20 protein-coding genes are annotated in these 19,768 nt (G+C 54.2%); 8 read left to right on the forward strand and 12 right to left on the reverse strand.

What is annotated here, in order from left to right; translation table 11 throughout:
* Positions 1-17: 17 nt before the first annotated feature.
* The 5 genes from ftsP to NA624_RS10710 all read right to left on the reverse strand — a co-directional run bounded on the left by ftsP (position 18) and on the right by NA624_RS10710 (position 6,197).
* On the reverse strand, positions 18-1,430 hold the full coding sequence (ftsP, locus tag NA624_RS10690) for a cell division protein FtsP (protein WP_000010658.1): 1,413 nt from the start codon (positions 1,428-1,430) through the stop codon (positions 18-20).
* A gap of 73 nt (positions 1,431-1,503) precedes the next feature.
* Positions 1,504-2,241, reverse strand: a complete 738-nt coding sequence (gene plsC, locus NA624_RS10695; RefSeq protein WP_000965733.1) for a 1-acylglycerol-3-phosphate O-acyltransferase — start codon at positions 2,239-2,241, stop codon at positions 1,504-1,506.
* Between the two features lie 256 nt (positions 2,242-2,497).
* Positions 2,498-4,756 carry a DNA topoisomerase IV subunit A gene (parC, locus tag NA624_RS10700; RefSeq protein ID WP_001281853.1) on the reverse strand — a complete coding sequence of 753 codons (2,259 nt, stop codon included), beginning with the start codon at positions 4,754-4,756 and terminating at the stop codon, positions 2,498-2,500.
* Between the two features lie 110 nt (positions 4,757-4,866).
* Positions 4,867-5,733 carry an AraC family transcriptional regulator gene (locus tag NA624_RS10705; RefSeq protein ID WP_000998792.1) on the reverse strand — a complete coding sequence of 289 codons (867 nt, stop codon included), beginning with the start codon at positions 5,731-5,733 and terminating at the stop codon, positions 4,867-4,869.
* Positions 5,734-5,804: 71 nt separating this feature from the next.
* A complete protein-coding gene (locus NA624_RS10710; protein WP_000731552.1) occupies positions 5,805-6,197 on the reverse strand; it encodes a YgiW/YdeI family stress tolerance OB fold protein in 393 nt (130 codons plus the stop codon).
* Between the two features lie 151 nt (positions 6,198-6,348).
* On the opposite strand from NA624_RS10710, the gene qseB reads away from it, so the two are divergent.
* The 4 genes from qseB (at position 6,349) to NA624_RS10730 (ending at position 9,388) form a co-directional block, all read left to right on the forward strand.
* Positions 6,349-7,008 (forward strand): quorum sensing response regulator transcription factor QseB, encoded by a 660-nt coding sequence (gene qseB / locus NA624_RS10715; RefSeq protein WP_001221574.1) that lies wholly within the window; start codon positions 6,349-6,351, stop codon positions 7,006-7,008.
* Positions 7,005-8,354: a quorum sensing histidine kinase QseC gene (qseC, locus tag NA624_RS10720; protein ID WP_000779331.1), complete on the forward strand. Its 1,350-nt coding sequence runs from the start codon at positions 7,005-7,007 to the stop codon at positions 8,352-8,354. Before qseB ends, qseC begins: the two co-directional genes overlap by 4 nt.
* 106 nt (positions 8,355-8,460) lie before the next feature.
* Entirely contained in the window at positions 8,461-9,042 is a 582-nt protein-coding gene (locus tag NA624_RS10725) for an NAD(P)H-dependent oxidoreductase (RefSeq protein WP_000065416.1), read from the forward strand.
* A 31-nt stretch (positions 9,043-9,073) separates the two neighbouring features.
* Positions 9,074-9,388 (forward strand): putative quinol monooxygenase, encoded by a 315-nt coding sequence (locus NA624_RS10730; RefSeq protein WP_000958587.1) that lies wholly within the window; start codon positions 9,074-9,076, stop codon positions 9,386-9,388.
* A gap of 125 nt (positions 9,389-9,513) precedes the next feature.
* Here NA624_RS10730 and parE read toward each other — a convergent pair whose 3' ends face one another.
* The 5 genes from parE to nudF are packed head-to-tail and all read right to left on the reverse strand — an operon-like array spanning position 9,514 to position 13,918.
* Positions 9,514-11,406: a DNA topoisomerase IV subunit B gene (gene parE, locus NA624_RS10735; protein WP_000195318.1), complete on the reverse strand. Its 1,893-nt coding sequence runs from the start codon at positions 11,404-11,406 to the stop codon at positions 9,514-9,516.
* Between the two features lie 27 nt (positions 11,407-11,433).
* Complete coding sequence (gene yqiA, locus NA624_RS10740) at positions 11,434-12,015, reverse strand: esterase YqiA (RefSeq protein ID WP_000105725.1); 582 nt, start codon at positions 12,013-12,015, stop codon at positions 11,434-11,436.
* Positions 12,015-12,842: a 3',5'-cyclic-AMP phosphodiesterase gene (cpdA, locus tag NA624_RS10745; protein ID WP_000444735.1), complete on the reverse strand. Its 828-nt coding sequence runs from the start codon at positions 12,840-12,842 to the stop codon at positions 12,015-12,017. Before cpdA ends, yqiA begins: the two co-directional genes overlap by 1 nt.
* Before the next feature lie 24 nt (positions 12,843-12,866).
* The gene (locus NA624_RS10750) at positions 12,867-13,289 is read right to left on the reverse strand and encodes a DUF1249 family protein (protein ID WP_000833404.1); all 423 of its coding nucleotides are present in this window, start codon (positions 13,287-13,289) and stop codon (positions 12,867-12,869) included.
* Positions 13,286-13,918, reverse strand: coding sequence for an ADP-ribose diphosphatase (nudF, locus tag NA624_RS10755; RefSeq protein WP_001231950.1), 633 nt, complete (start codon positions 13,916-13,918; stop codon positions 13,286-13,288). The genes NA624_RS10750 and nudF overlap by 4 nt, the downstream gene beginning before the upstream one ends.
* Positions 13,919-14,118: 200 nt before the next feature.
* Between nudF and tolC the strand changes: the two genes are divergently transcribed.
* The 3 genes from tolC to NA624_RS10770 all read left to right on the forward strand — a co-directional run bounded on the left by tolC (position 14,119) and on the right by NA624_RS10770 (position 17,647).
* Positions 14,119-15,594 (forward strand): outer membrane channel protein TolC, encoded by a 1,476-nt coding sequence (tolC, locus tag NA624_RS10760; protein ID WP_001663008.1) that lies wholly within the window; start codon positions 14,119-14,121, stop codon positions 15,592-15,594.
* A gap of 212 nt (positions 15,595-15,806) precedes the next feature.
* On the forward strand, positions 15,807-16,478 hold the full coding sequence (locus tag NA624_RS10765; RefSeq protein ID WP_000831528.1) for a DUF1190 family protein: 672 nt from the start codon (positions 15,807-15,809) through the stop codon (positions 16,476-16,478).
* A gap of 5 nt (positions 16,479-16,483) precedes the next feature.
* Positions 16,484-17,647, forward strand: a complete 1,164-nt coding sequence (locus NA624_RS10770; RefSeq protein ID WP_000442833.1) for a glutathionylspermidine synthase family protein — start codon at positions 16,484-16,486, stop codon at positions 17,645-17,647.
* Positions 17,648-17,708: 61 nt separating this feature from the next.
* On the opposite strand, the gene ygiD is transcribed toward NA624_RS10770, so the two are convergent.
* Entirely contained in the window at positions 17,709-18,497 is a 789-nt protein-coding gene (gene ygiD, locus NA624_RS10775; protein WP_001520560.1) for a 4,5-DOPA dioxygenase extradiol, read from the reverse strand.
* A 140-nt stretch (positions 18,498-18,637) separates the two neighbouring features.
* On the opposite strand from ygiD, the gene zupT reads away from it, so the two are divergent.
* Entirely contained in the window at positions 18,638-19,411 is a 774-nt protein-coding gene (gene zupT / locus NA624_RS10780) for a zinc transporter ZupT (protein ID WP_000115874.1), read from the forward strand.
* 66 nt (positions 19,412-19,477) lie between these two features.
* Here zupT and NA624_RS10785 read toward each other — a convergent pair whose 3' ends face one another.
* The gene (locus NA624_RS10785) at positions 19,478-19,654 is read right to left on the reverse strand and encodes a hypothetical protein (protein WP_000469257.1); all 177 of its coding nucleotides are present in this window, start codon (positions 19,652-19,654) and stop codon (positions 19,478-19,480) included.
* Between the last annotated feature and the right edge of the window lie 114 nt (positions 19,655-19,768).

Consider the following 19,768-nt stretch of genomic DNA (forward strand, 5'->3'; position numbering starts at 1 on the left):
ATATCACTGGTCCGCCTTTACGACGCCGGATTCACCAGCATTTGTCCAATCGAGCCGCGGTCGGCCATTTCCAGCGTCTGGCTATTGAAATAGAACGGGAAGTGCGGCCAGGACGGCTGACCGTAATAGACCAGCAGTTCGACTTGCCCATCCACCCAGACGGTATCTTTCCAGCCTCTATCTTCCGGGAACGGCATAGCGCCGTTGACGTTACGAATCAGGAAAGAGACGCCCTCAATATGGAACGACTGCGGCATATCGGCGCGTACCGTCCAGCGCTCCCAGGTGCCTTGTTGGGCGGTAATATCAATGCGATTCACATCCCATAGTTGGCCGTTAATCCCCGGATCGTCACCAAGACTGATGTCCCGGCTGCGGACAGGCGCGCCGCTCATGATCTCCGTCGGCAACAGACGCATCGGCAGATTATCGGTCACCAGCGGCAGCAATCCGGTTGGTCGTAACGTCAGCACCAGGGTAGAAACCAGAATACTGGAAGGCTCAAAGAAACCGCGAATCCGATCGACTATGCTGGCCGCCTCCCCGCAGGTGATCGAGACTTCGTCGCCGTTGGTCATATCAACCAGGATTTCACGTCGCTCGCCGGGCGCCAGTGACAACTGTTTGACGGAAACCGGCGCAGGTAAAAAGCCCTGATCGCCTGAAATCACATGCAGCGCCCGGCCATCGCTCATCTGAAGCTGATAGCGCCGCGAGTTCGAGGCGTTCAACAACCGTAACCGCACCCAGCCGCGGGACACTTCGACATAGGGGCTTTGCGCGCCGTTCACCAGCAGCGTATCGCCAACAAAACCACCGCTTCCCGGTTCGCTGTACTCCGGCGTCCCAAAGTTATCCAGCCGTTTATCCTGGATAATGACGGGAAAATCATCCACGCCGTAATGGTTCGGAATGGGCAGCGTTTTACTGATGTCGTCTTCGACCAGCCACATTCCGGCCAGGCCGTTATACACCTGCTGCGCGGTACGGTTAGGCGTGTTAGCGTGATACCACAGCGTCGCGGCGCTCTGACGAATCGGCAACACCGGCGCCCAGTCCGCGTTCGGCGACATCATACGCGCCGGGCCCCCCATCAGCGGCCCCGGCACCAGTAGACCAGCAACCGTCATGGAGACATTTTCCGCCAGGCGGTTGCTATAGATGAGTTTAACGTCATCGCCTTTCCAGACGCGGATTGTCGGCCCCAGATAACGACCGTTCACTCCCCAGACCGGTGCGCGCGTACCTTGCGTAAAGGACCAGTGCGCTCGCTGTAGCGTCATAAACAACGGCTGCCCGCGACGGGACTCCAGCAACGGCGGAACAGGCAACGGCTGTTGCTGACCGGCAGCATTCGCCCTGAGGGGAATCGCGCCTGCACATAGTGCGATTCCCGATGCCTGAAGAAACTGACGCCGACTGAATGACATATAAGCTCCATGTAAAACAGGCTAAAGAGTTGTGCCTGAAAAAATGATTTCTACAATAACAGAGTAAGGCTGCTTAAACCTTACCGGTCGCTTCACGTTCCGCAACCTCTTTATCAAGTTCCGCGATTTTTTGCTCCATTAACGCACGGCAGTGGGCCGCCAGCTCGCGAACCTGATCTTTACCATATTCGCTGACGTCGACTGGCGGCAGCATTTCCACAATAACCAGTCCGTTGTTCAGGCGGTTTAGATTGACTTTGTTAGAGGTGTTGGAAACGCAGACAGGAATGATCGGCACACCAGCCGCGATAGCCGCATGAAACGCGCCGGTTTTAAACGGCAGCAGACCGCGTCCCCGGCTACGCGTACCTTCAGGGAACATCCAGATAGAAATACGGCGCTTTTTAAAATGGTTAACCACTGCCGCAATGGTGCTATGCGCTTTGGCGCGGTTATTACGGTCAATCAACAGATTACCGGTCAGCCAGTACAGTTGCCCAAAAAACGGGATCCAAAGCAGGCTTTTTTTCCCCACCGTCACCGTTGGCGGCTGCACAATATTCGACGCCGTGACCATATCATAATTATTCTGGTGGTTAGCGATATAGATAGCATTGCCATAGCTTTCCGCGTCGGCGGGTTTGCGGCACTCCACTTTCAGGCCAAACAGCGGGGCCAGACGACCGAACATATGTCCAAACGTCGCCACGTGTTTTGGGTTACGTGGGCTGAAAAGGCAGTAAATAGAACCGAAAACACAGACCAGAATGGAGTAAATAACGGTAACAATAAGACGAAAAATATATAGCATAACAACCTCTGAAGGCCTAAGAGCCCGGCATTCTACGTCACCTGAAATTCAGGTTAGGATTTTGGTAAGTGTGGCTCTCTGGAAAAACGTATTGTTAATCGCAATGCACGAATAAACAACGGTTTTACGGGAAATTTTAATGTTAATCCGATCTGAAACCGTAGGCCGGATAAGACGCTACTGCGTCGTCATCCGGCAACGGCAGAGCGCTGGATGGCGGCTTAAATGCCTTGTCCGGCCTACGGGTGCCCCTGTCTTACTCTTCGCTGTCGCCATGACTTACGCGATGCGGTGAATCAATCTCAATGCGATCGATACGCTGCAGGCCGCGCATTAATGTGCCACGGCGTCCGCGTTCGCCGACCACCTTTTGTAACTCTTCAGGGCGCAGTTTGATTTTGCGCTTCCCGACATGGATAGTCAGAGTGCTTTGTGGCGGCAGCACGTACAGGTGCGCCAGTCCATCATCGCCTTTCGCCGCTTCCGCAGAGGGGATATTAATGATCTTATTCCCTTTGCCTTTCGACAGCTGCGGCAGAGAGTCAACCGGGAACATCAACATCCGTCCGGCCTGGGTAATCGCCAGCAGCATATCGTGCTCGTCTTCAATCACCAGCGGCGGCATGACGTGCGCATTTTCCGGCAGTGTAATCAACGCTTTACCGGCACGGTTACGGGCAACCAGATCGTTAAACGTACAAACGAAGCCGTAGCCCGCATCCGACGCCATCAACAGTTTCTGGTCATCGCCTTCCATCAGCATATGCTCTACGGTCGCCCCCGGCGGCAGCGTGAGTTTGCCGGTCAGCGGTTCGCCCTGCCCGCGCGCCGACGGAAGCGTAATGGGATCAATAGCATAGCTGCGCCCGGTTGTATCAATAAACACCACCGGTTGATTGCTCTTACCTTTCACCGCGGCTTTAAAGCTGTCGCCCGCTTTATAGTTAAGCCCCGGCGCATCAATATCATGACCTTTGGCGCTGCGCACCCAGCCCATCTGCGACAGCACGATAGTCACCGGTTCGGACGGCAGCATATCGTGTTCGCTCATCGCTTTAGCTTCTTCGCGCTCACGCAGCGGAGAACGGCGATCGTCGCCATAGGCATCGGAATCTGCCTGTAGCTCTTTTTTCAGCAAGGTATTCATTTTGCGTTCGGACGCGAGAATGCCCTGCAACTGGTCCCGCTCTTTTTCCAGCTCGTCCTGCTCACCGCGAATTTTCATCTCTTCCAGTTTGGCGAGATGACGCAGTTTCAGTTCGAGAATCGCTTCCGCCTGGGTTTCGCTGATGCCGAAACGCGACATCAGCGCGGGTTTCGGCTCATCCTCGTTACGGATAATCTCAATCACTTCGTCGATGTTGAGAAACGCCACCAGCAAACCTTCGAGGATATGCAGGCGCTTAAGCACTTTCTCCAGACGATAGTTCAGACGACGACGCACCGTGTCGCGGCGGAACGCCAGCCACTCGGTGAGGATCTCCAGCAGGTTTTTCACCGCCGGACGACCATCCAGACCGATCATGTTCAGGTTAATACGGTAGCTTTTTTCCAGATCGGTGGTGGCGAACAGATGGTTCATCACCTGCTCCATATCCACACGGTTGGAGCGCGGGACAATCACTAAACGCGTCGGGTTTTCGTGATCCGATTCATCGCGCAGGTCGTCCACCATCGGCAGTTTTTTATTGCGCATCTGCGCAGCAATCTGTTCCAGCACTTTCGCGCCAGACACCTGATGCGGCAGCGCGGAAATTACCACGGCGCCGTCTTCTTTGGTCCATACCGCGCGCATACGCACGGAGCCACGCCCGTTTTCGTAAATTTTACGAATTTCCGCACGTGGGGTAATGATCTCCGCTTCGGTCGGGTAATCCGGCCCCTGGACGATATCCAGCAACTGATCCAGCGTCGTTTTCGGCTGCTCAATCAGCGTAATCGCCGCTTTCGCCACTTCGCGCAGGTTGTGCGGCGGGATATCTGTTGCCATGCCCACCGCTATACCGGTGGTGCCGTTCAGCAGGATGTTCGGCAGACGCGCCGGTAACATTTTCGGTTCCTGCATCGTGCCGTCGAAGTTTGGCACCCAGTCCGCCGTCCCCTGACCGAGTTCGCTTAGCAGCAGCTCGGCGTATTTGGACAGGCGAGATTCGGTATAACGCATTGCCGCGAATGACTTCGGATCATCCGGCGCGCCCCAGTTCCCCTGCCCGTCGACCAGCGGGTAACGGTAAGAGAACGGCTGCGCCATCAGCACCATGGCTTCATAGCAGGCGCTGTCGCCGTGCGGATGATACTTACCCAGTACGTCACCGACGGTACGGGCGGATTTTTTAAATTTAGCGCTGGCGTTCAGCCCCAGCTCTGACATCGCATAGACGATGCGGCGCTGTACCGGCTTCAGGCCGTCGCCAATAAACGGCAACGCACGATCCATGATCACGTACATGGAGTAGTTTAAGTAGGCGTTTTCCGTAAATTCATGTAGCGCAAGGCGCTCTGCCATATCGCTCATTAACAGGGGATCCTCAATCTGCATGCTGACCGTTCGGACGGCAATATTGCCGCAGATAATACCCTATCTCACGGTCTGAGTCACAAACCGTGAGACAGGTGGCAAGGAAGTTAACGAAGCGGCAGATAGATATCCGTCAGCAGCTCATGTTCCGCGACCTCATAGACGAAATTCAGGTACTGGAAGAAGACCGGAAAATCGCGCAGCGTCTCGCCGCTGGCCGGTAGCCATTCGCGGAATAAATACCACACGCTCTCCGGGAGGCTGTCGAGCGATCCCTGATGGCGTACCACCGCGCAGCGCCCGCCAGGAATCTCGCTATTCACCACGCCAACGTCATTTTCGGCTATCGGCTGGTGGACGCTGCCGCAGATATCAAAGCGGAATTGATCCGGCGGCGTCGTCTGCGGGTCGTGCCAGGCAATACCAAAAGTTTGACTGCTGGCAATCGGCGACTGGCCCGTTTCGCGCCGCCATGCAATAAATTTCGCCGCGCTGGCGTTGACCTTATCCGGATGCCCCAGATGCGTCAGCATCGCGACGCGGGTAGGTGGAAATTCAACGATTTTTACGTCCATGACATGCTGCTCCTGTAACGCAAGTTTAGGAACGCGTTGGTGCCAGGCCAGCCAGTCCGGCGATTGCCGAAACCGGCGCGGGCTTTGACCAAACGCGGTTTTGAAAGCACGTGTGAACGACTCCGGATTCTGAAACCCGGCATCCAGCGCGATATCGATAACTTTATCCTGCGGGTTAAACGCCAGCCGCCATGACGCGCGGCGCAAACGCAACCACTGGATATAGCGATAGAGCGGAAGCCCGCTCCAGGTGGTAAACTGCCGGTGAAAATGAAACGGCGAGCTGTGCGCCATCCGGCTTAACGCCTCAATCGACAGAGGCTCATCCAGATGACGCTCAATGTGGTCGCAAACGCGCCGCAGACGTTCGGAATAAGCCGCGCTGATCAGGTCATTCATCACTGCCTCCTTGTGGCCTATTCTGCCCACCGGGCGGCTGTGAATCCTGACCGATCTTGCGCAATGTGGGATTACGGATTCACTTTACGAATCTGTTTTACGTCGATTTCGACAGAGTTCCAGTCTTTATCCACTTCGCCCTGAATTTCAACGGTATCCTGCGGGGTTACGGTCAGGCCGTTCCAGCGCTTGTGGTCAATATCCACATTGATAGTACCGGTCGCATCTTTAAACACATACAGGTCGTCGGAAATGCGCTCGACGATATTCCCGCGCAGCGTTACCCACGCATCGTCACGCAGCGATTTAGCGCTCTCTACCGTCGTGCTGCTGCCGTTCGGGCCGACAAATCCGCCGCCTTGCGTTTGCGTTGCCGACGGGCCGGAGAAACCGCCCTGCTGAGCCGCCAGAACCGGGGTAGAACACAGTGCCATAACGGCAACGATTGCAGCTAATTTTTTCATGATTACTTTTCCCTTTCATGTCGTTTCAGATCCATTTAATAAGGTAATCCTTAACAACTTCTTAAGGCAAAAAAAGAATCTTTTTTTCTGTACATCGCCTGCGGCGACAAGGTTAACTGACGGCAACGCGAGTTACCGCAAGGAAGAACAGATGCGAATTTTACTGGTAGAAGATGACACACTTATTGGCGATGGCATAAAAGCGGGCCTGAGTAAAATGGGTTTCAGCGTCGACTGGTTTACCGAGGGACGTCCGGGCAAAGAGGCGCTTTACAGCGCGCCTTATGATGCGGTTATTTTAGATTTGACGCTGCCAGGCATGGACGGACGGGATATTTTGCGCGAATGGCGCGAAAAGGGTAAACAGGAACCGGTCCTGATCCTGACGGCGCGCGACGCGTTAGCAGAGCGCGTCGAGGGGCTACGTCTGGGCGCCGATGACTATTTATGTAAACCTTTCGCGCTCATTGAGGTCGCCGCCCGTCTGGAGGCGCTGGTACGCCGCGCCAGCGGTCAGGCCAGTAGCGAATTGCGCCACGGCCAGGTGACGCTCAATCCAGGCAATCTCGTCGCGACGCTTGCCGGCGAACCGCTGGCCTTAAAACCAAAAGAGTTCGCGTTGCTGGAACTCTTACTGCGCAACAAAGGTCGCGTGCTGCCGCGCAAGCTTATTGAAGAGAAGCTGTATAACTGGGATGACGACGTGTCCAGCAATGCAGTGGAAGTCCATGTTCATCATTTACGCCGCAAGCTCGGCAGTGAATTTATTCGCACCGTACACGGCATCGGCTATACCCTGGGTGACGCATGAAATTGACGCAACGTCTCAGCCTGCGCGTCAGGCTGACGCTTATTTTTCTGATTCTGGTCTCCATCACCTGGGCAATCTCCAGTTTTGTGGCCTGGAGAAAGACGACGGATAATGTCGACGAGCTGTTTGACACACAGTTGATGTTGTTCGCCAGACGGCTTAGCACCCTCGATCTTAACGAGATCAACGCCCCGCAGCGCATGGCGCATACGCCAAAGAAATTAAAACATGGGCATATCGATGACGATGCGCTGGCATTCGCCATCTTTTCCGCTGACGGCAAAATGTTGCTGCATGATGGCGACAACGGCCAGGATATTCCGTATCGCTATCGCCGGGAAGGTTTCGACAATGGCTATCTGAAGGATGACAACGACCTCTGGCGTTTTTTGTGGTTGAACTCGGCGGACGGTAAGTATCGTATCGTCGTCGGTCAGGAGTGGGATTACCGCGAAGATATGGCGCTGGCGATCGTGGCGGCGCAATTAACGCCGTGGCTGCTCGCCCTTCCCTTCATGCTACTGATTTTATTACTCCTGCTTCACCGCGAGCTCAGACCGTTGAAAAAACTGGCGCAGGCGCTGCGCTTCCGGTCGCCGGAATCGGAAACACCGCTCGACGCCAAAGGCGTACCGAGCGAGGTTCGCCCACTGGTCGAAGCGCTTAATCAGCTTTTTAGCCGCATCCACTCCATGATGGTGCGCGAACGGCGATTTACCTCCGACGCTGCCCATGAATTGCGCAGCCCGCTGGCCGCGCTGAAAGTACAAACCGAGGTGGCGCAGCTCTCGGGCGACGATCCGCTCTCACGCGATAAAGCGCTGACCCAGCTCCATGCGGGGATCGATCGCGCCACGCGGCTGGTCGATCAGCTACTGACGTTATCGCGTCTCGACTCGCTCAATAATTTGCAGGATGTGGCGGAGATTTCGCTGGAAGAGCTGCTGCAGTCCGCGGTAATGGATATTTATCATCCGGCGCAGCAGGCGAATATCGACGTGCGTTTACAGCTTAACGCCCATGACGTCATACGTACCGGCCAGCCGCTACTCTTAAGCCTGTTAGTGCGTAACCTGCTGGATAATGCGATTCGCTACAGTCCGCAGGGCAGCGTCGTCGACGTTACCTTACACGCCCGCAGCTTCACCGTCAGAGATAATGGCCCCGGCGTAGCGCCAGAGATTCTGACGCATATCGGCGAGCGTTTTTACCGCCCGCCAGGCCAAAGTGTGACCGGCAGCGGTCTGGGATTATCAATCGTCCGTCGCATCGCTACGCTGCACGGCATGACGGTGTCGTTTGGCAACGCCGCGGAAGGTGGATTTGAGGCCATAGTAAGTTGGTAACAGAGACTTTTGCCAAAAACGCAAAAGACTTTGCACATTTTGCTAATTTCACTGCACCGCCCGTCAGCGTAGAATCAGCAGCAAACGCATTTCTTGAGGACACAAAATGAGTAACATCCTGATTATCAACGGGGCGAAAAAATTCGCGCACTCCAACGGCCAGTTAAATGACACCCTGACCGAAGTTGCCGATGGGCTGCTGCGCGATCTGGGTCATCAGGTTAAGATCGTCCGCGCCGACAGCGACTATGACATTAAAGAAGAGGTGCAGAATTTCGTCTGGGCTGACGTGGTGATTTGGCAGATGCCAGGCTGGTGGATGGGCGCGCCATGGACAGTAAAAAAATATATGGATGATGTCTTTACCGAAGGTCACGGCACGCTCTATGCCAGCGATGGCCGCACGCGTTCCGATGCCGCTAAAAAGTACGGTTCCGGCGGTCTGGTGCAGGGGAAAAAATATATGCTGTCACTGACGTGGAACGCGCCGATGGAAGCATTTACCGAAAAAGATCAGTTTTTCCACGGCGTAGGCGTAGATGGCGTCTATCTGCCATTCCATAAAGCCAACCAGTTCCTGGGCATGGACGCGCTACCAACGTTTATTGCCAACGACGTGATTAAAATGCCGGATGTTCCGCGCTATACCGCAGAATATCGCAAGCATCTGAGCGAAATTTTTGCTTAACTGGTCATCCTGGAATTAGAAGGAGTTAACCATGCTTACCGTCATTGCCGAAATTCGCACGCGTCCGGGCCAACATCACCGTCAGGCCGTCCTCGACCAGTTTGCGAAAATTATTCCAACCGTTCTTAAAGAAGAGGGGTGCCACGGTTACGCGCCGATGGTGGATCATGCCGCGGGCGTGAGTTTTCAGACTTTGGCGCCTGACTCGATCGTGATGATTGAACAGTGGGAAAGCGTTGCGCACCTTGAGGCGCATCTGCAAACCCCGCATATGAAAGCCTATAGCGACGCGGTAAAAGACGATGTGCTGGAAATGAATATTCGTATTCTGGAATCCGGCGTTTAAGTTATTACCCTCGTCTGACGTCGGCCCTGATGCGATGCGCAAGTGTCGCCATCAGGCTGCGGCGTCATGTCGGATTCGCTTATCCGGCCTGCGGCGCGCAGACCGGATAAAGCGTGCAACAACCGTTACACGTCGAGATCCGCGAGATCGCCTTTTTCCTGTAGCCAGTTGCGTCGATCTTCAGAACGTTTCTTCGCCAGCAGCATATCCATCATCGCGTTAGTACGCTGATCGTCTTCATCGCTAATGGTGAGCTGCACCAGGCGGCGAGTATTTGGATCAAGCGTGGTTTCGCGTAACTGCATCGGGTTCATTTCACCCAGGCCTTTGAAACGCTGTACGTTCGGCTTACCTTTCTTACGCTTCAGTTGTTCCAGTACGCCCGCCTTCTCTTCTTCCGTCAGCGCGTAATAGACCTCTTTACCCAAATCGATACGGTATAGCGGCGGCAGCGCGACGTAGACATGACCATTCTTCACCAGCGCGCGGAAATGTCTGACAAACAGCGCGCAAAGCAGAGTAGCGATATGCAAACCATCGGAGTCCGCATCCGCCAGGATACAGATCTTGCCGTAGCGCAGCTGACTCAGATCGTCGCTGTCCGGATCGATACCGATCGCCACGGAAATATCATGCACCTCTTGCGAGGCCAGCACTTCATCGGAAGAGACTTCCCAGGTGTTAAGGATCTTACCTTTGAGCGGCATGATCGCCTGATATTCGCGATCGCGCGCCTGCTTGGCGGAACCGCCTGCCGAATCCCCTTCCACAAGGAACAGCTCGGTCCGATTAAGATCCTGCGCGGTACAGTCCGCCAGTTTCCCCGGTAACGCCGGACCGCTGGTGAGCTTTTTGCGCACCACTTTTTTTGCGGCGCGCAGTCGCCGCTGCGCGCTGGCAATCGCCATCTCTGCCAGTTGTTCCGCCGCCTGCACGTTCTGGTTCAGCCACAGGCTGAAGGCATCTTTCACCACGCCGGAAACAAATGCCGCACATTGACGCGACGACAGACGCTCTTTAGTCTGCCCGGCAAATTGCGGGTCCTGCATTTTCACGGAGAGCACATAAGCGCAGCGATCCCAGATATCTTCCGCCGACAGTTTAACGCCGCGCGGCAGAATATTGCGGTATTCGCAAAATTCGCGCATCGCGTCGAGCAGGCCCTGGCGCAGACCGTTGACGTGCGTCCCCCCCTGCATGGTCGGGATCAGGTTGACGTAGCTTTCCGTCAGTAATTCGCCGCCTTCCGGCAGCCACAATAGCGCCCAGTCAACCGCTTCCGTTTCACCGTTAAAATTACCGATAAACGGCTTTTCCGGCAGCGTCGGCAGGCCATTTACCGCTTCGCCCAGATAGTCGTTCAGGCCATCCTGGTAGCACCAGCGCTGCTCGCTGTTATTCACTTCATCTTTAAAAGTGATTTCCACGCCGGGACACAGCACCGCTTTTGCTTTCAGAACGTGCATTAAGCGAGAGACAGAAAAACGCGGGCTGTCGAAGAAACTTTCGTCCGGCCAGAAATGGACGCTGGTGCCAGTATTACGTTTACCGCAGGTGCCGACAACCTGCAAATCCTGCACTTTTTCGCCGTTTTCAAACGCGATGTTATAGACCTGACCGTCGCGGCGCACGGTCACTTCCACGCGCTTTGACAGGGCATTTACTACCGAAATCCCCACCCCATGCAGACCACCAGAGAACTGATAGTTCTTATTGGAGAATTTACCGCCGGCATGAAGCCGACAGAGGATCAGTTCTACCGCCGGAACCCCCTCTTCCGGATGGATATCCACCGGCATTCCGCGTCCGTCGTCAATCACTTCCAGCGATTGATCGGCATGTAAAATGACATCCACACGTTTGGCGTGACCTGCCAGTGCTTCATCCACACTATTATCAATCACTTCCTGACCCAAATGGTTGGGGCGGGTCGTATCGGTGTACATCCCCGGGCGGCGGCGTACCGGCTCAAGCCCAGTGAGTACCTCAATGGCATCAGCGTTATAAGTTTGCGTCATGGTTTAATTAGCAATTCGAATTGATTGTCAGCAACTGTGCAGTCCAAGAAAATCGACAATCTGGTTGAAATAATCTTCGAAGCCCGTGAATGCGTGATTACCACCCTCGGTCACTGTCTGACGGCAGGAGGCGTAATATGCCACCGCCTGGCGGTAATCCAGCACTTCATCGCCCGTCTGTTGCAGTAGCCAGATCAGGTCCGGCGCTTCCAGCGGGTCAATCTGCATGACTTTAAGATCATAAATATGGCGAGACTCTAGCACATATTGCTGCCCGGTGTAGGGGTTCTCGTTCTGACCGAGATAGTCGGTCAGTAATTCAAAGGGCCGCACGGCGGGATTCACCACCACAGCCGGCAGCATAAAACATTGCGACAGCCAGGTGGCGTAATAACCACCCAGCGACGATCCTACCAGCCCTAATGGCGCACCGCCATGCTCAAGCACGAGAGATTCCAGCAACTCCGCCGCATCGGCAGGATACGGCGGCAGCTGAGGGACGATCATCTCAACATGCGGATGACGCTCCGCCAGCCAGTTTTTTAGCTGGCACGCTTTTGCCGAGCGAGGGGAACTGTTGAATCCGTGCAAATAGAGAAGCGTAGACATCAGTATCCTTCCGAAGCGGTATCGGGTCGGAACCGGGTATCCTGCAGGCGATGCACTTCCGTCTCCAGGACGCCGTTCGCCCGGAGCTCCAGCGTACGCCAGCCCGGCGCGATAGTATCCAGCGTAAAGTTCGCGCAGTGTGGTTTGAACTGTACGCAGGTTGACGGCGACGCCAACAGACGGCGACCGTTCCAGTCAAGATCCAGCTCCTGGTGAATATGTCCGCATAACAGATATTTTACACGCGGGAAATTCGCCAGCACGCTATCCAGCTCACCGGCATTACGCAAGCTGTGCTGATCCAACCAACTGCACCCTGCCGGCAACGGATGATGGTGCAAAAGGAGCAATGTCTGTCTCTCTGGCGCATCGGCGAGCTTACGCTCAAGCCATTCCAGTTGGAACTCGCTCAGTTCGCCATGCGGGACGCCAAACACCTGGCTATCCAGCAACAAAATCTGCCATTGTTCACCGATTAACACGCGTTTAGCCGGGGAAATCCCCGCCTCTTGCAGCGCGCTGTACATTGCCGGCTGAAAATCATGATTGCCCGGTAGCCAAACGCAAGGCGCGCGAAAGCTTGCGATACCCTCAGCAAAATGCTGATAAGCCGCAGCGGATTGATCCTGCGCCAGATCGCCGGTGGCCACGATCAGATCATATTCATACTGTTGCGCCCGAATAGCCTCCAGCACAGCCTGGTAACTTTCCCAGGTATTGACGCCTAACAGCGTTTCATGCTTTTCGGCAAACAGGTGAGTATCTGTAATTTGTAAAATCCTGACTCGGGCCTCACCAGCCAGAGGTAGGGTTAACAGGCTTTCCAAATGGTGTCCTTAGGTTTCACGACGCTAATAAACCGGAATCGCCATCGCTCCATGTGCTAAACAGAATCGTAGCCAGTCGGCCAGAAACTGATTAATTTGATGCTTTTCGTCGCGTTGATGCAACTTTTTATTTGGATAATCATACCGCGCTTTGAAGCGAAAGATCTGCTGGCTTGAACACACTTCAGCCACCATCGCATCATGGTAGAGGCGCACCGTCAGCGACGGCAGGCTCCAGTAGGTGATGGCTGGCGCCGTTTGCTCGATCGTTACAAGCGTAGTGTATCGGGTCGATTCCACAATCGTTAACCGATATTGTACGTTGCCCACCTGATAGCTCACCGTTTCACCGGGGGCGTCATTGCGCGGCAGCAGGCGGCGCAATTGCGAAAAATTGGTTTCGCACAAACGCATCATTTCTGGGAAGTCAGGTGTATAACGCTTCATTTTTTCCACTCGTTTTTTAACTCTTGATGATGCAACTGAAGCCATTGCAAAGCGATGACTGCGGCTGCGTTGTCGATTTTCCCCTCTTCTACCCACTGGTATGCCTGTTCCCGGCTTACCACATGAACCCGAATATCTTCGTTTTCATCCGCCAGACCATGAATACCTGCCGCGGTCGTGGCGTCCACTTCACCCACCAGAATAGATGAGCGCTCGCTGGTTCCTCCTGGACTCGCCAGGTAACTGATGACCGGTCGGGTGCGGCCTACGGTCAGCCCCGCTTCTTCCATCGCCTCTCGCCGGGCGACCGCCTCAATGGTTTCGCCTTCTTCTATCATGCCGGCGACCATCTCCAGCAGCCACGGCGTAACGCTTGTGTCATACGCGGCAATACGAATCTGTTCGACCAGCACCACCTCGTCGCGTTCAGGGTCAAAGGGTAGCAAGACGGCGGCGTGCCCGCGCTCAAAAATTTCGCGCTTTACCTCGCCACTCATTTCTCCGTTGAATAAACGATGGCGGAATCGATACACATCCAATGAAAAAAAACCGCGATAGCGCGTTTCCCGTGCAATAATTTCTACATCGCTTTTGGTGAAAGTAACTGGCAAGTTGTCTGATTTACGCATTGTGCTGCCCTGCTAGCAATAATGATTAAATGATGAATTTCAAGGGTGGTTGACTGCTGTTTTATCACCCTTGTGGTAAATTGGTGCCAATTAAGGCTCGTATGGCACGTAACGCCAACTTTTTGCAGTGGCGGATTCTGCTAGAATCAGCAATTATTTTTACAAATTGATCAGCGCTAAATACTGCTTCACAACAAGGAATGCAAATGAAGAAATTGCTCCCCATCCTTATCGGCCTGAGCCTGTCGGGGTTCAGCACACTAAGCCAGGCAGAGAACCTGATGCAAGTTTATCAGCAAGCACGCCTGAGCAACCCGGAATTGCGTAAATCCGCTGCCGATCGCGATGCTGCATTCGAAAAAATTAACGAAGCGCGTAGTCCTTTACTGCCGCAACTGGGTTTAGGTGCCGACTACACCTACAGCAACGGTTATCGCGATGCGAACGGTATCAACTCCAATGAAACCAGCGCTTCCCTGCAATTAACGCAGACGTTATTTGACATGTCGAAATGGCGTGGGCTCACCCTGCAAGAAAAAGCAGCAGGCATTCAGGATGTCACCTATCAGACCGATCAGCAGACGCTGATCCTCAATACCGCGAACGCGTATTTTAAGGTATTGAACGCTATTGATGTGCTTTCCTATACCCAGGCACAAAAAGAGGCTATCTACCGTCAGTTAGATCAAACGACGCAACGTTTTAACGTGGGTCTGGTCGCCATTACCGACGTGCAAAACGCCCGTGCGCAATATGATACCGTACTGGCGAATGAAGTGACCGCCCGCAACAACCTGGATAACGCGGTAGAAGAGCTGCGCCAGGTAACCGGCAATTATTACCCGGAGCTGGCGTCGCTTAACGTCGAGCATTTTAAAACCGACAAACCCAAAGCTGTTAATGCGCTGCTGAAGGAAGCGGAAAACCGTAACCTGTCGCTGTTGCAGGCGCGTTTAAGTCAGGATCTGGCGCGCGAACAAATCCGTCAGGCGCAGGATGGCCATCTGCCGACGCTGAATTTAACGGCCTCAACCGGCATTTCTGATACCTCTTATAGCGGTTCTAAAACCAACTCCGCCCAGTACGACGATAGCAACATGGGGCAGAATAAAATCGGCCTGAACTTCTCCCTGCCGCTGTATCAAGGCGGGATGGTTAACTCGCAGGTAAAACAGGCGCAGTATAACTTCGTCGGCGCAAGCGAACAGCTGGAAAGCGCGCACCGTAGCGTGGTGCAGACCGTACGTTCTTCCTTTAACAATATTAACGCCTCCATCAGCAGCATCAACGCGTATAAACAGGCAGTCGTTTCCGCGCAAAGTTCTTTGGATGCAATGGAAGCCGGTTACTCGGTCGGTACACGTACCATTGTTGACGTACTGGATGCCACCACCACTCTGTATGATGCCAAGCAGCAACTGGCCAACGCGCGTTATACCTATTTGATTAATCAGTTAAATATCAAATATGCGCTCGGTACGCTGAACGAGCAGGATCTGCTCGCGCTTAACAGTACGTTGGGTAAACCTATCCCGACGTCGCCGGAAAGCGTAGCGCCGGAAACGCCAGAGCAGGATGCTGCCGCAGACGGTTATAATGCCCATAGCGCTGCGCCGGCAGTACAGCCGACCGCCGCTCGCGCCAACAGCAATAACGGCAATCCATTCCGGCATTGATAAGTTATTCGCTGGCGCTGCGCTTATCAGACCTGTGCCCTTGTAGGTCTGGTAAGCGCGGCGCTACCTGTCATAAAGCCGCGCCTGAACGTAAGACAACGTAAAGATCCTGCTATTCCGCCGCATTCTCGCCTTTTCTCGCTTCAATTTCGACCAGTCATCCTCTATTCTGAACGCATGTTGTATTTACCACTGGGTCCTGGAAGACAAATATGAAACGGACAAAATCCATCCATCACGCATCATTTCGCAAAAGCTGGAGCGCGCGGCATTTAACGCCGGTCGCCCTGGCGGTTACGGCTGTTTTTATGCTGGCTGGCTGTGAAAAAAGCGATGAAACCGTATCGCTGTATCAAAACGCTGATGACTGTTCAGCGGCGAATCCGGGCAAAAGCGCGGAGTGTACAACCGCGTATAACAATGCGCTGAAAGAGGCCGAACGTACTGCGCCTAAGTACGCTACACGCGAAGATTGCGTCGCTGAGTTTGGCGAAGGTCAGTGCCAGCAAGCGCCCGCACAGGCTGGCATGGCGCCGGAAAATCAGGCGCAGGCCCAACAATCCAGCGGCAGTTTCTGGATGCCGCTTATGGCAGGTTACATGATGGGACGTCTGATGGGCGGCGGCGCAGGCTTTGCGCAACAGCCGCTGTTTAGCTCGAAAAACCCGGCCAGCCCTGCATACGGCAAATATACCGATGCGGCAGGTAAAAACTACGGCGCGGCGCAACCGGGCCGGACAATGACCGTACCGAAAACCGCGATGGCGCCGAAACCTGCCACCACAACAACCGTTACCCGCGGCGGTTTTGGCGAATCCGTCGCCAAACAGAGCACCATGCAGCGTAGCGCTGCCGGTACTTCAACACGTTCGATGGGCGGCTGATACGCATGGAAAGAGTCAGTATTACCGAGCGCCCGGACTGGCGCGATAAAGCGACTGAATACGGGTTTAATTTTCACACTATGTATGGTGAACCGTACTGGTGTGAAGACGCTTATTACAAGTTAACGCTCGCCCAGGTGGAAAAACTGGAAGACGTTACCGCCGAGCTGCACCAGATGTGCCTCAAGGTAGTAGAACGCGTCATCGCCAGCGATGAGCTGATGACGAAGTTTCGTATTCCAAAACATACCTGGGGTTTTGTTCGCCAGTCCTGGCAAACGCAACAACCGTCGCTCTATTCCCGCCTCGATCTGGCCTGGGACGGCATCGGCGAGCCTAAGCTGCTCGAAAATAATGCCGACACGCCAACGTCGCTGTATGAAGCGGCGTTTTTTCAGTGGATTTGGCTGGAAGATCAGATCAACGCGGGCAATCTGCCGGAAGGCAGCGATCAGTTTAATAGCCTGCAGGAAAAGCTGATTGAACGCTTTGCTGAACTTCGCGAGCAGTACGGTTTTCAGTTGCTGCATCTCACCTGCTGTCGCGATACGGTTGAGGATCGCGGCACCATTCAGTATTTACAGGATTGCGCGGCCGAAGCGGAAATCGCCACCGAATTTCTCTATATCGACGATATTGGTCTGGGGGAAAAAGGCCAATTTACGGATCTGCAGGATCAGGTCATTGCGAACCTGTTCAAGCTCTATCCGTGGGAATTTATGCTGCGCGAGATGTTTTCCACCAAGCTGGAAGATGCCGGCGTGCGCTGGCTGGAGCCGGCCTGGAAAAGCATTATCTCCAATAAAGCGTTGTTGCCGCTGTTGTGGGAGATGTTCCCGGACCATCCGAATCTGTTGCCTGCGTATTTCGCCGAAGACGAACATCCGCCAATGGATAAATATGTCGTGAAACCGATCTTCTCCCGCGAAGGGGCGAACGTATCGATTATTGAGAACGGTAAAACGATCGAATCCGTGGAAGGCCCGTATGGCGAAGAGGGTATGATCGTGCAACAGTTCTATCCGCTGCCAAAATTCGGCGACAGTTACACCCTGATTGGTAGCTGGCTGATTAACGATCAGCCCGCCGGAATTGGTATCCGTGAAGATCGGGCGCTGATCACCCAGGATCTCTCCCGCTTCTATCCGCATATTTTTGTCGAAGGATAGATTCTCCTGTAAGCCCGATGCGCGTAGCGCCATCGGGCAATCATTCCGCGCCTTATCCGGCCTACCCCACCTGCACCGACAACATACTTATACTGCCCATCTCAATACCGTCGACCGGGATGGTGATAGGCTCCTTGCCGTCCCAGGCGCCAAGTACATACAGCAAAGGTAAAAAGTGCTCCGGCGTCGGGTTCGATAAGGCCCCCCCTTCATGTTGCAGATAATTCACCAGCGGGTGCTGTTCTACCGGCCCCTGCCACGTCAGATTGGCTTTCACAAAGTCATTAAATGACGCCGCCCAGGGATACGGTATATTGTCACCGTGCCAACGCACAGTCCGCAGGTTATGAACCACATTCCCGCTGGCCACCAGCATCACGCCTTCGTCACGCAGCGTCGCCAGCTTACGACCCACCTCAAAATGCCATGCCGCCGGTTTGGTACTATCAACACTAAGCTGCACCATCGGGATATCCGCATTCGGGTACATCTTGATCAATACGCCCCAGGAGCCATGATCAAATCCCCACGCCTCTTTATCGAGCGCGACGGGAACGGGAGCCAACAGTTCAACCAAACGCTGCGCCAGCGCAGGCGATCCAGGGGCCGGATAATGCGTGTCATACAGCGCCTGCGGAAAACCGCCAAAATCATGGAGAGTTTGCGGCCTTTCCATCGCTGTGACGCCCGTCCCGCGGGTATACCAGTGCGCCGACACCACCACTATCGCCTGTGGTCGAGGCAGGGCTTCCCCCAATCGCCGCCAGGCGCGGGTATAATCGTTATCGTCCAGCACGTTCATCGGGCTGCCATGCCCCAAAAACAATGCTGGCATACACGTTAAAGACATGATGTTATCCTTACAGGAAAGACATTTTGTTAACATCACCATACGCTTTCTTCACAGAGGAAGAACTCAGATAACTATGATGAAGATCATCAGTTATTTTGAAGGTCAGGTTCGGACGGCAAATTGATAAGGAGTAATGGATGTCAGTACCACTTATTCTGACCTTACTGGCGGGCGCCGCCACCTTTATTGGCGCGTTTCTTGGCGTTCTCGGCCAAAAACCGTCTAATCGCGTGCTGGCTTTTTCTCTGGGCTTCGCCGCAGGGATCATGCTGCTCATCTCGCTGATGGAGATGCTGCCCGCCGCGCTTGATACCGAGGGAATGTCGCCCGTACTGGGCTACGGAATGTTTATTATCGGCCTGTTGGGCTACTTCGGGCTGGACCGCCTGCTTCCTCACGCTCATCCGCAGGATCTGGTGCAAAAGAGGCAGCAGCCGCTTCCCGGCTCGATAAAACGCACTGCGATTTTATTGACGCTCGGCATTAGCCTGCACAACTTTCCGGAAGGGATCGCCACCTTTGTCACTGCCAGCAGCAATCTTGAACTGGGTTTCGGCATCGCACTGGCGGTGGCGTTGCACAATATTCCTGAAGGTCTGGCGGTTGCCGGTCCGGTTTATGCCGCGACGGGCTCAAAACGTACCGCGATTTTTTGGGCCGGTATCTCCGGCATGGCGGAAATTCTTGGCGGCGTGCTGGCGTGGCTGATTTTGGGCAGTCTGGTTTCGCCAATCGTTATGGCGGCTATCATGGCGGCAGTCGCCGGTATTATGGTGGCGCTCTCCGTCGATGAACTGATGCCGCTGGCAAAAGAGATCGATCCTAACAATAACCCCAGCTATGGCGTGCTTTGCGGTATGTCCATCATGGGGCTCAGTCTCGTCATTTTGCAGACGATAGGTATCGGTTAAGAGAAACCTCGCGCCGGATGCAGGCCTTTAGCCAGGCAACATCCGGCTGCCCGTCAAGGATATGCGCTATTTCTGCTCATTCATCACGCTGTCGCCTTCGTTCGTCTGGCGAAAACGTTTCGTTCGCGCTTCAAGTAATGCATCTCTGTCTTGCCGAAACGCTCTGCAATAACGCTTCATATGGCAAATATACCCTACTACCACCAGAACGATTAATATTATCCAATACCAGGCAATAAACATCCTTTTTACCCTTAAAATTTAACATCACTAAACATTTAACGTTAAAATTTTACATACCCTTATTTTGACGTATTCATATACTGGCATATTTGTGGAACAAATAAATGATTTTGA

Source organism: Salmonella sp. NW38 (genome assembly GCF_051807745.1).
GTDB lineage: Bacteria > Pseudomonadota > Gammaproteobacteria > Enterobacterales > Enterobacteriaceae > Salmonella > Salmonella enterica.

What these genes read in the sequence shown, in the direction of transcription:
- ftsP (WP_000010658.1), bottom strand. Translation starts at nt 1,430, where the DNA reads ATGTCATTCAGTCGGCGTCAGTTTCTTCAGGCATCGGGAATCGCACTA.
- plsC (WP_000965733.1), bottom strand. Translation starts at nt 2,241, where the DNA reads ATGCTATATATTTTTCGTCTTATTGTTACCGTTATTTACTCCATTCTG.
- parC (WP_001281853.1), bottom strand. Translation starts at nt 4,756, where the DNA reads ATGAGCGATATGGCAGAGCGCCTTGCGCTACATGAATTTACGGAAAAC.
- NA624_RS10705 (WP_000998792.1), bottom strand. Translation starts at nt 5,733, where the DNA reads ATGAATGACCTGATCAGCGCGGCTTATTCCGAACGTCTGCGGCGCGTT.
- NA624_RS10710 (WP_000731552.1), bottom strand. Translation starts at nt 6,197, where the DNA reads ATGAAAAAATTAGCTGCAATCGTTGCCGTTATGGCACTGTGTTCTACC.
- qseB (WP_001221574.1), top strand. Translation starts at nt 6,349, where the DNA reads ATGCGAATTTTACTGGTAGAAGATGACACACTTATTGGCGATGGCATA.
- qseC (WP_000779331.1), top strand. Translation starts at nt 7,005, where the DNA reads ATGAAATTGACGCAACGTCTCAGCCTGCGCGTCAGGCTGACGCTTATT.
- NA624_RS10725 (WP_000065416.1), top strand. Translation starts at nt 8,461, where the DNA reads ATGAGTAACATCCTGATTATCAACGGGGCGAAAAAATTCGCGCACTCC.
- NA624_RS10730 (WP_000958587.1), top strand. Translation starts at nt 9,074, where the DNA reads ATGCTTACCGTCATTGCCGAAATTCGCACGCGTCCGGGCCAACATCAC.
- parE (WP_000195318.1), bottom strand. Translation starts at nt 11,406, where the DNA reads ATGACGCAAACTTATAACGCTGATGCCATTGAGGTACTCACTGGGCTT.
- yqiA (WP_000105725.1), bottom strand. Translation starts at nt 12,015, where the DNA reads ATGTCTACGCTTCTCTATTTGCACGGATTCAACAGTTCCCCTCGCTCG.
- NA624_RS10750 (WP_000833404.1), bottom strand. Translation starts at nt 13,289, where the DNA reads ATGAAGCGTTATACACCTGACTTCCCAGAAATGATGCGTTTGTGCGAA.
- nudF (WP_001231950.1), bottom strand. Translation starts at nt 13,918, where the DNA reads ATGCGTAAATCAGACAACTTGCCAGTTACTTTCACCAAAAGCGATGTA.
- tolC (WP_001663008.1), top strand. Translation starts at nt 14,119, where the DNA reads ATGCAAATGAAGAAATTGCTCCCCATCCTTATCGGCCTGAGCCTGTCG.
- NA624_RS10765 (WP_000831528.1), top strand. Translation starts at nt 15,807, where the DNA reads ATGAAACGGACAAAATCCATCCATCACGCATCATTTCGCAAAAGCTGG.
- NA624_RS10770 (WP_000442833.1), top strand. Translation starts at nt 16,484, where the DNA reads ATGGAAAGAGTCAGTATTACCGAGCGCCCGGACTGGCGCGATAAAGCG.
- ygiD (WP_001520560.1), bottom strand. Translation starts at nt 18,497, where the DNA reads ATGTCTTTAACGTGTATGCCAGCATTGTTTTTGGGGCATGGCAGCCCG.
- zupT (WP_000115874.1), top strand. Translation starts at nt 18,638, where the DNA reads ATGTCAGTACCACTTATTCTGACCTTACTGGCGGGCGCCGCCACCTTT.
- NA624_RS10785 (WP_000469257.1), bottom strand. Translation starts at nt 19,654, where the DNA reads ATGTTTATTGCCTGGTATTGGATAATATTAATCGTTCTGGTGGTAGTA.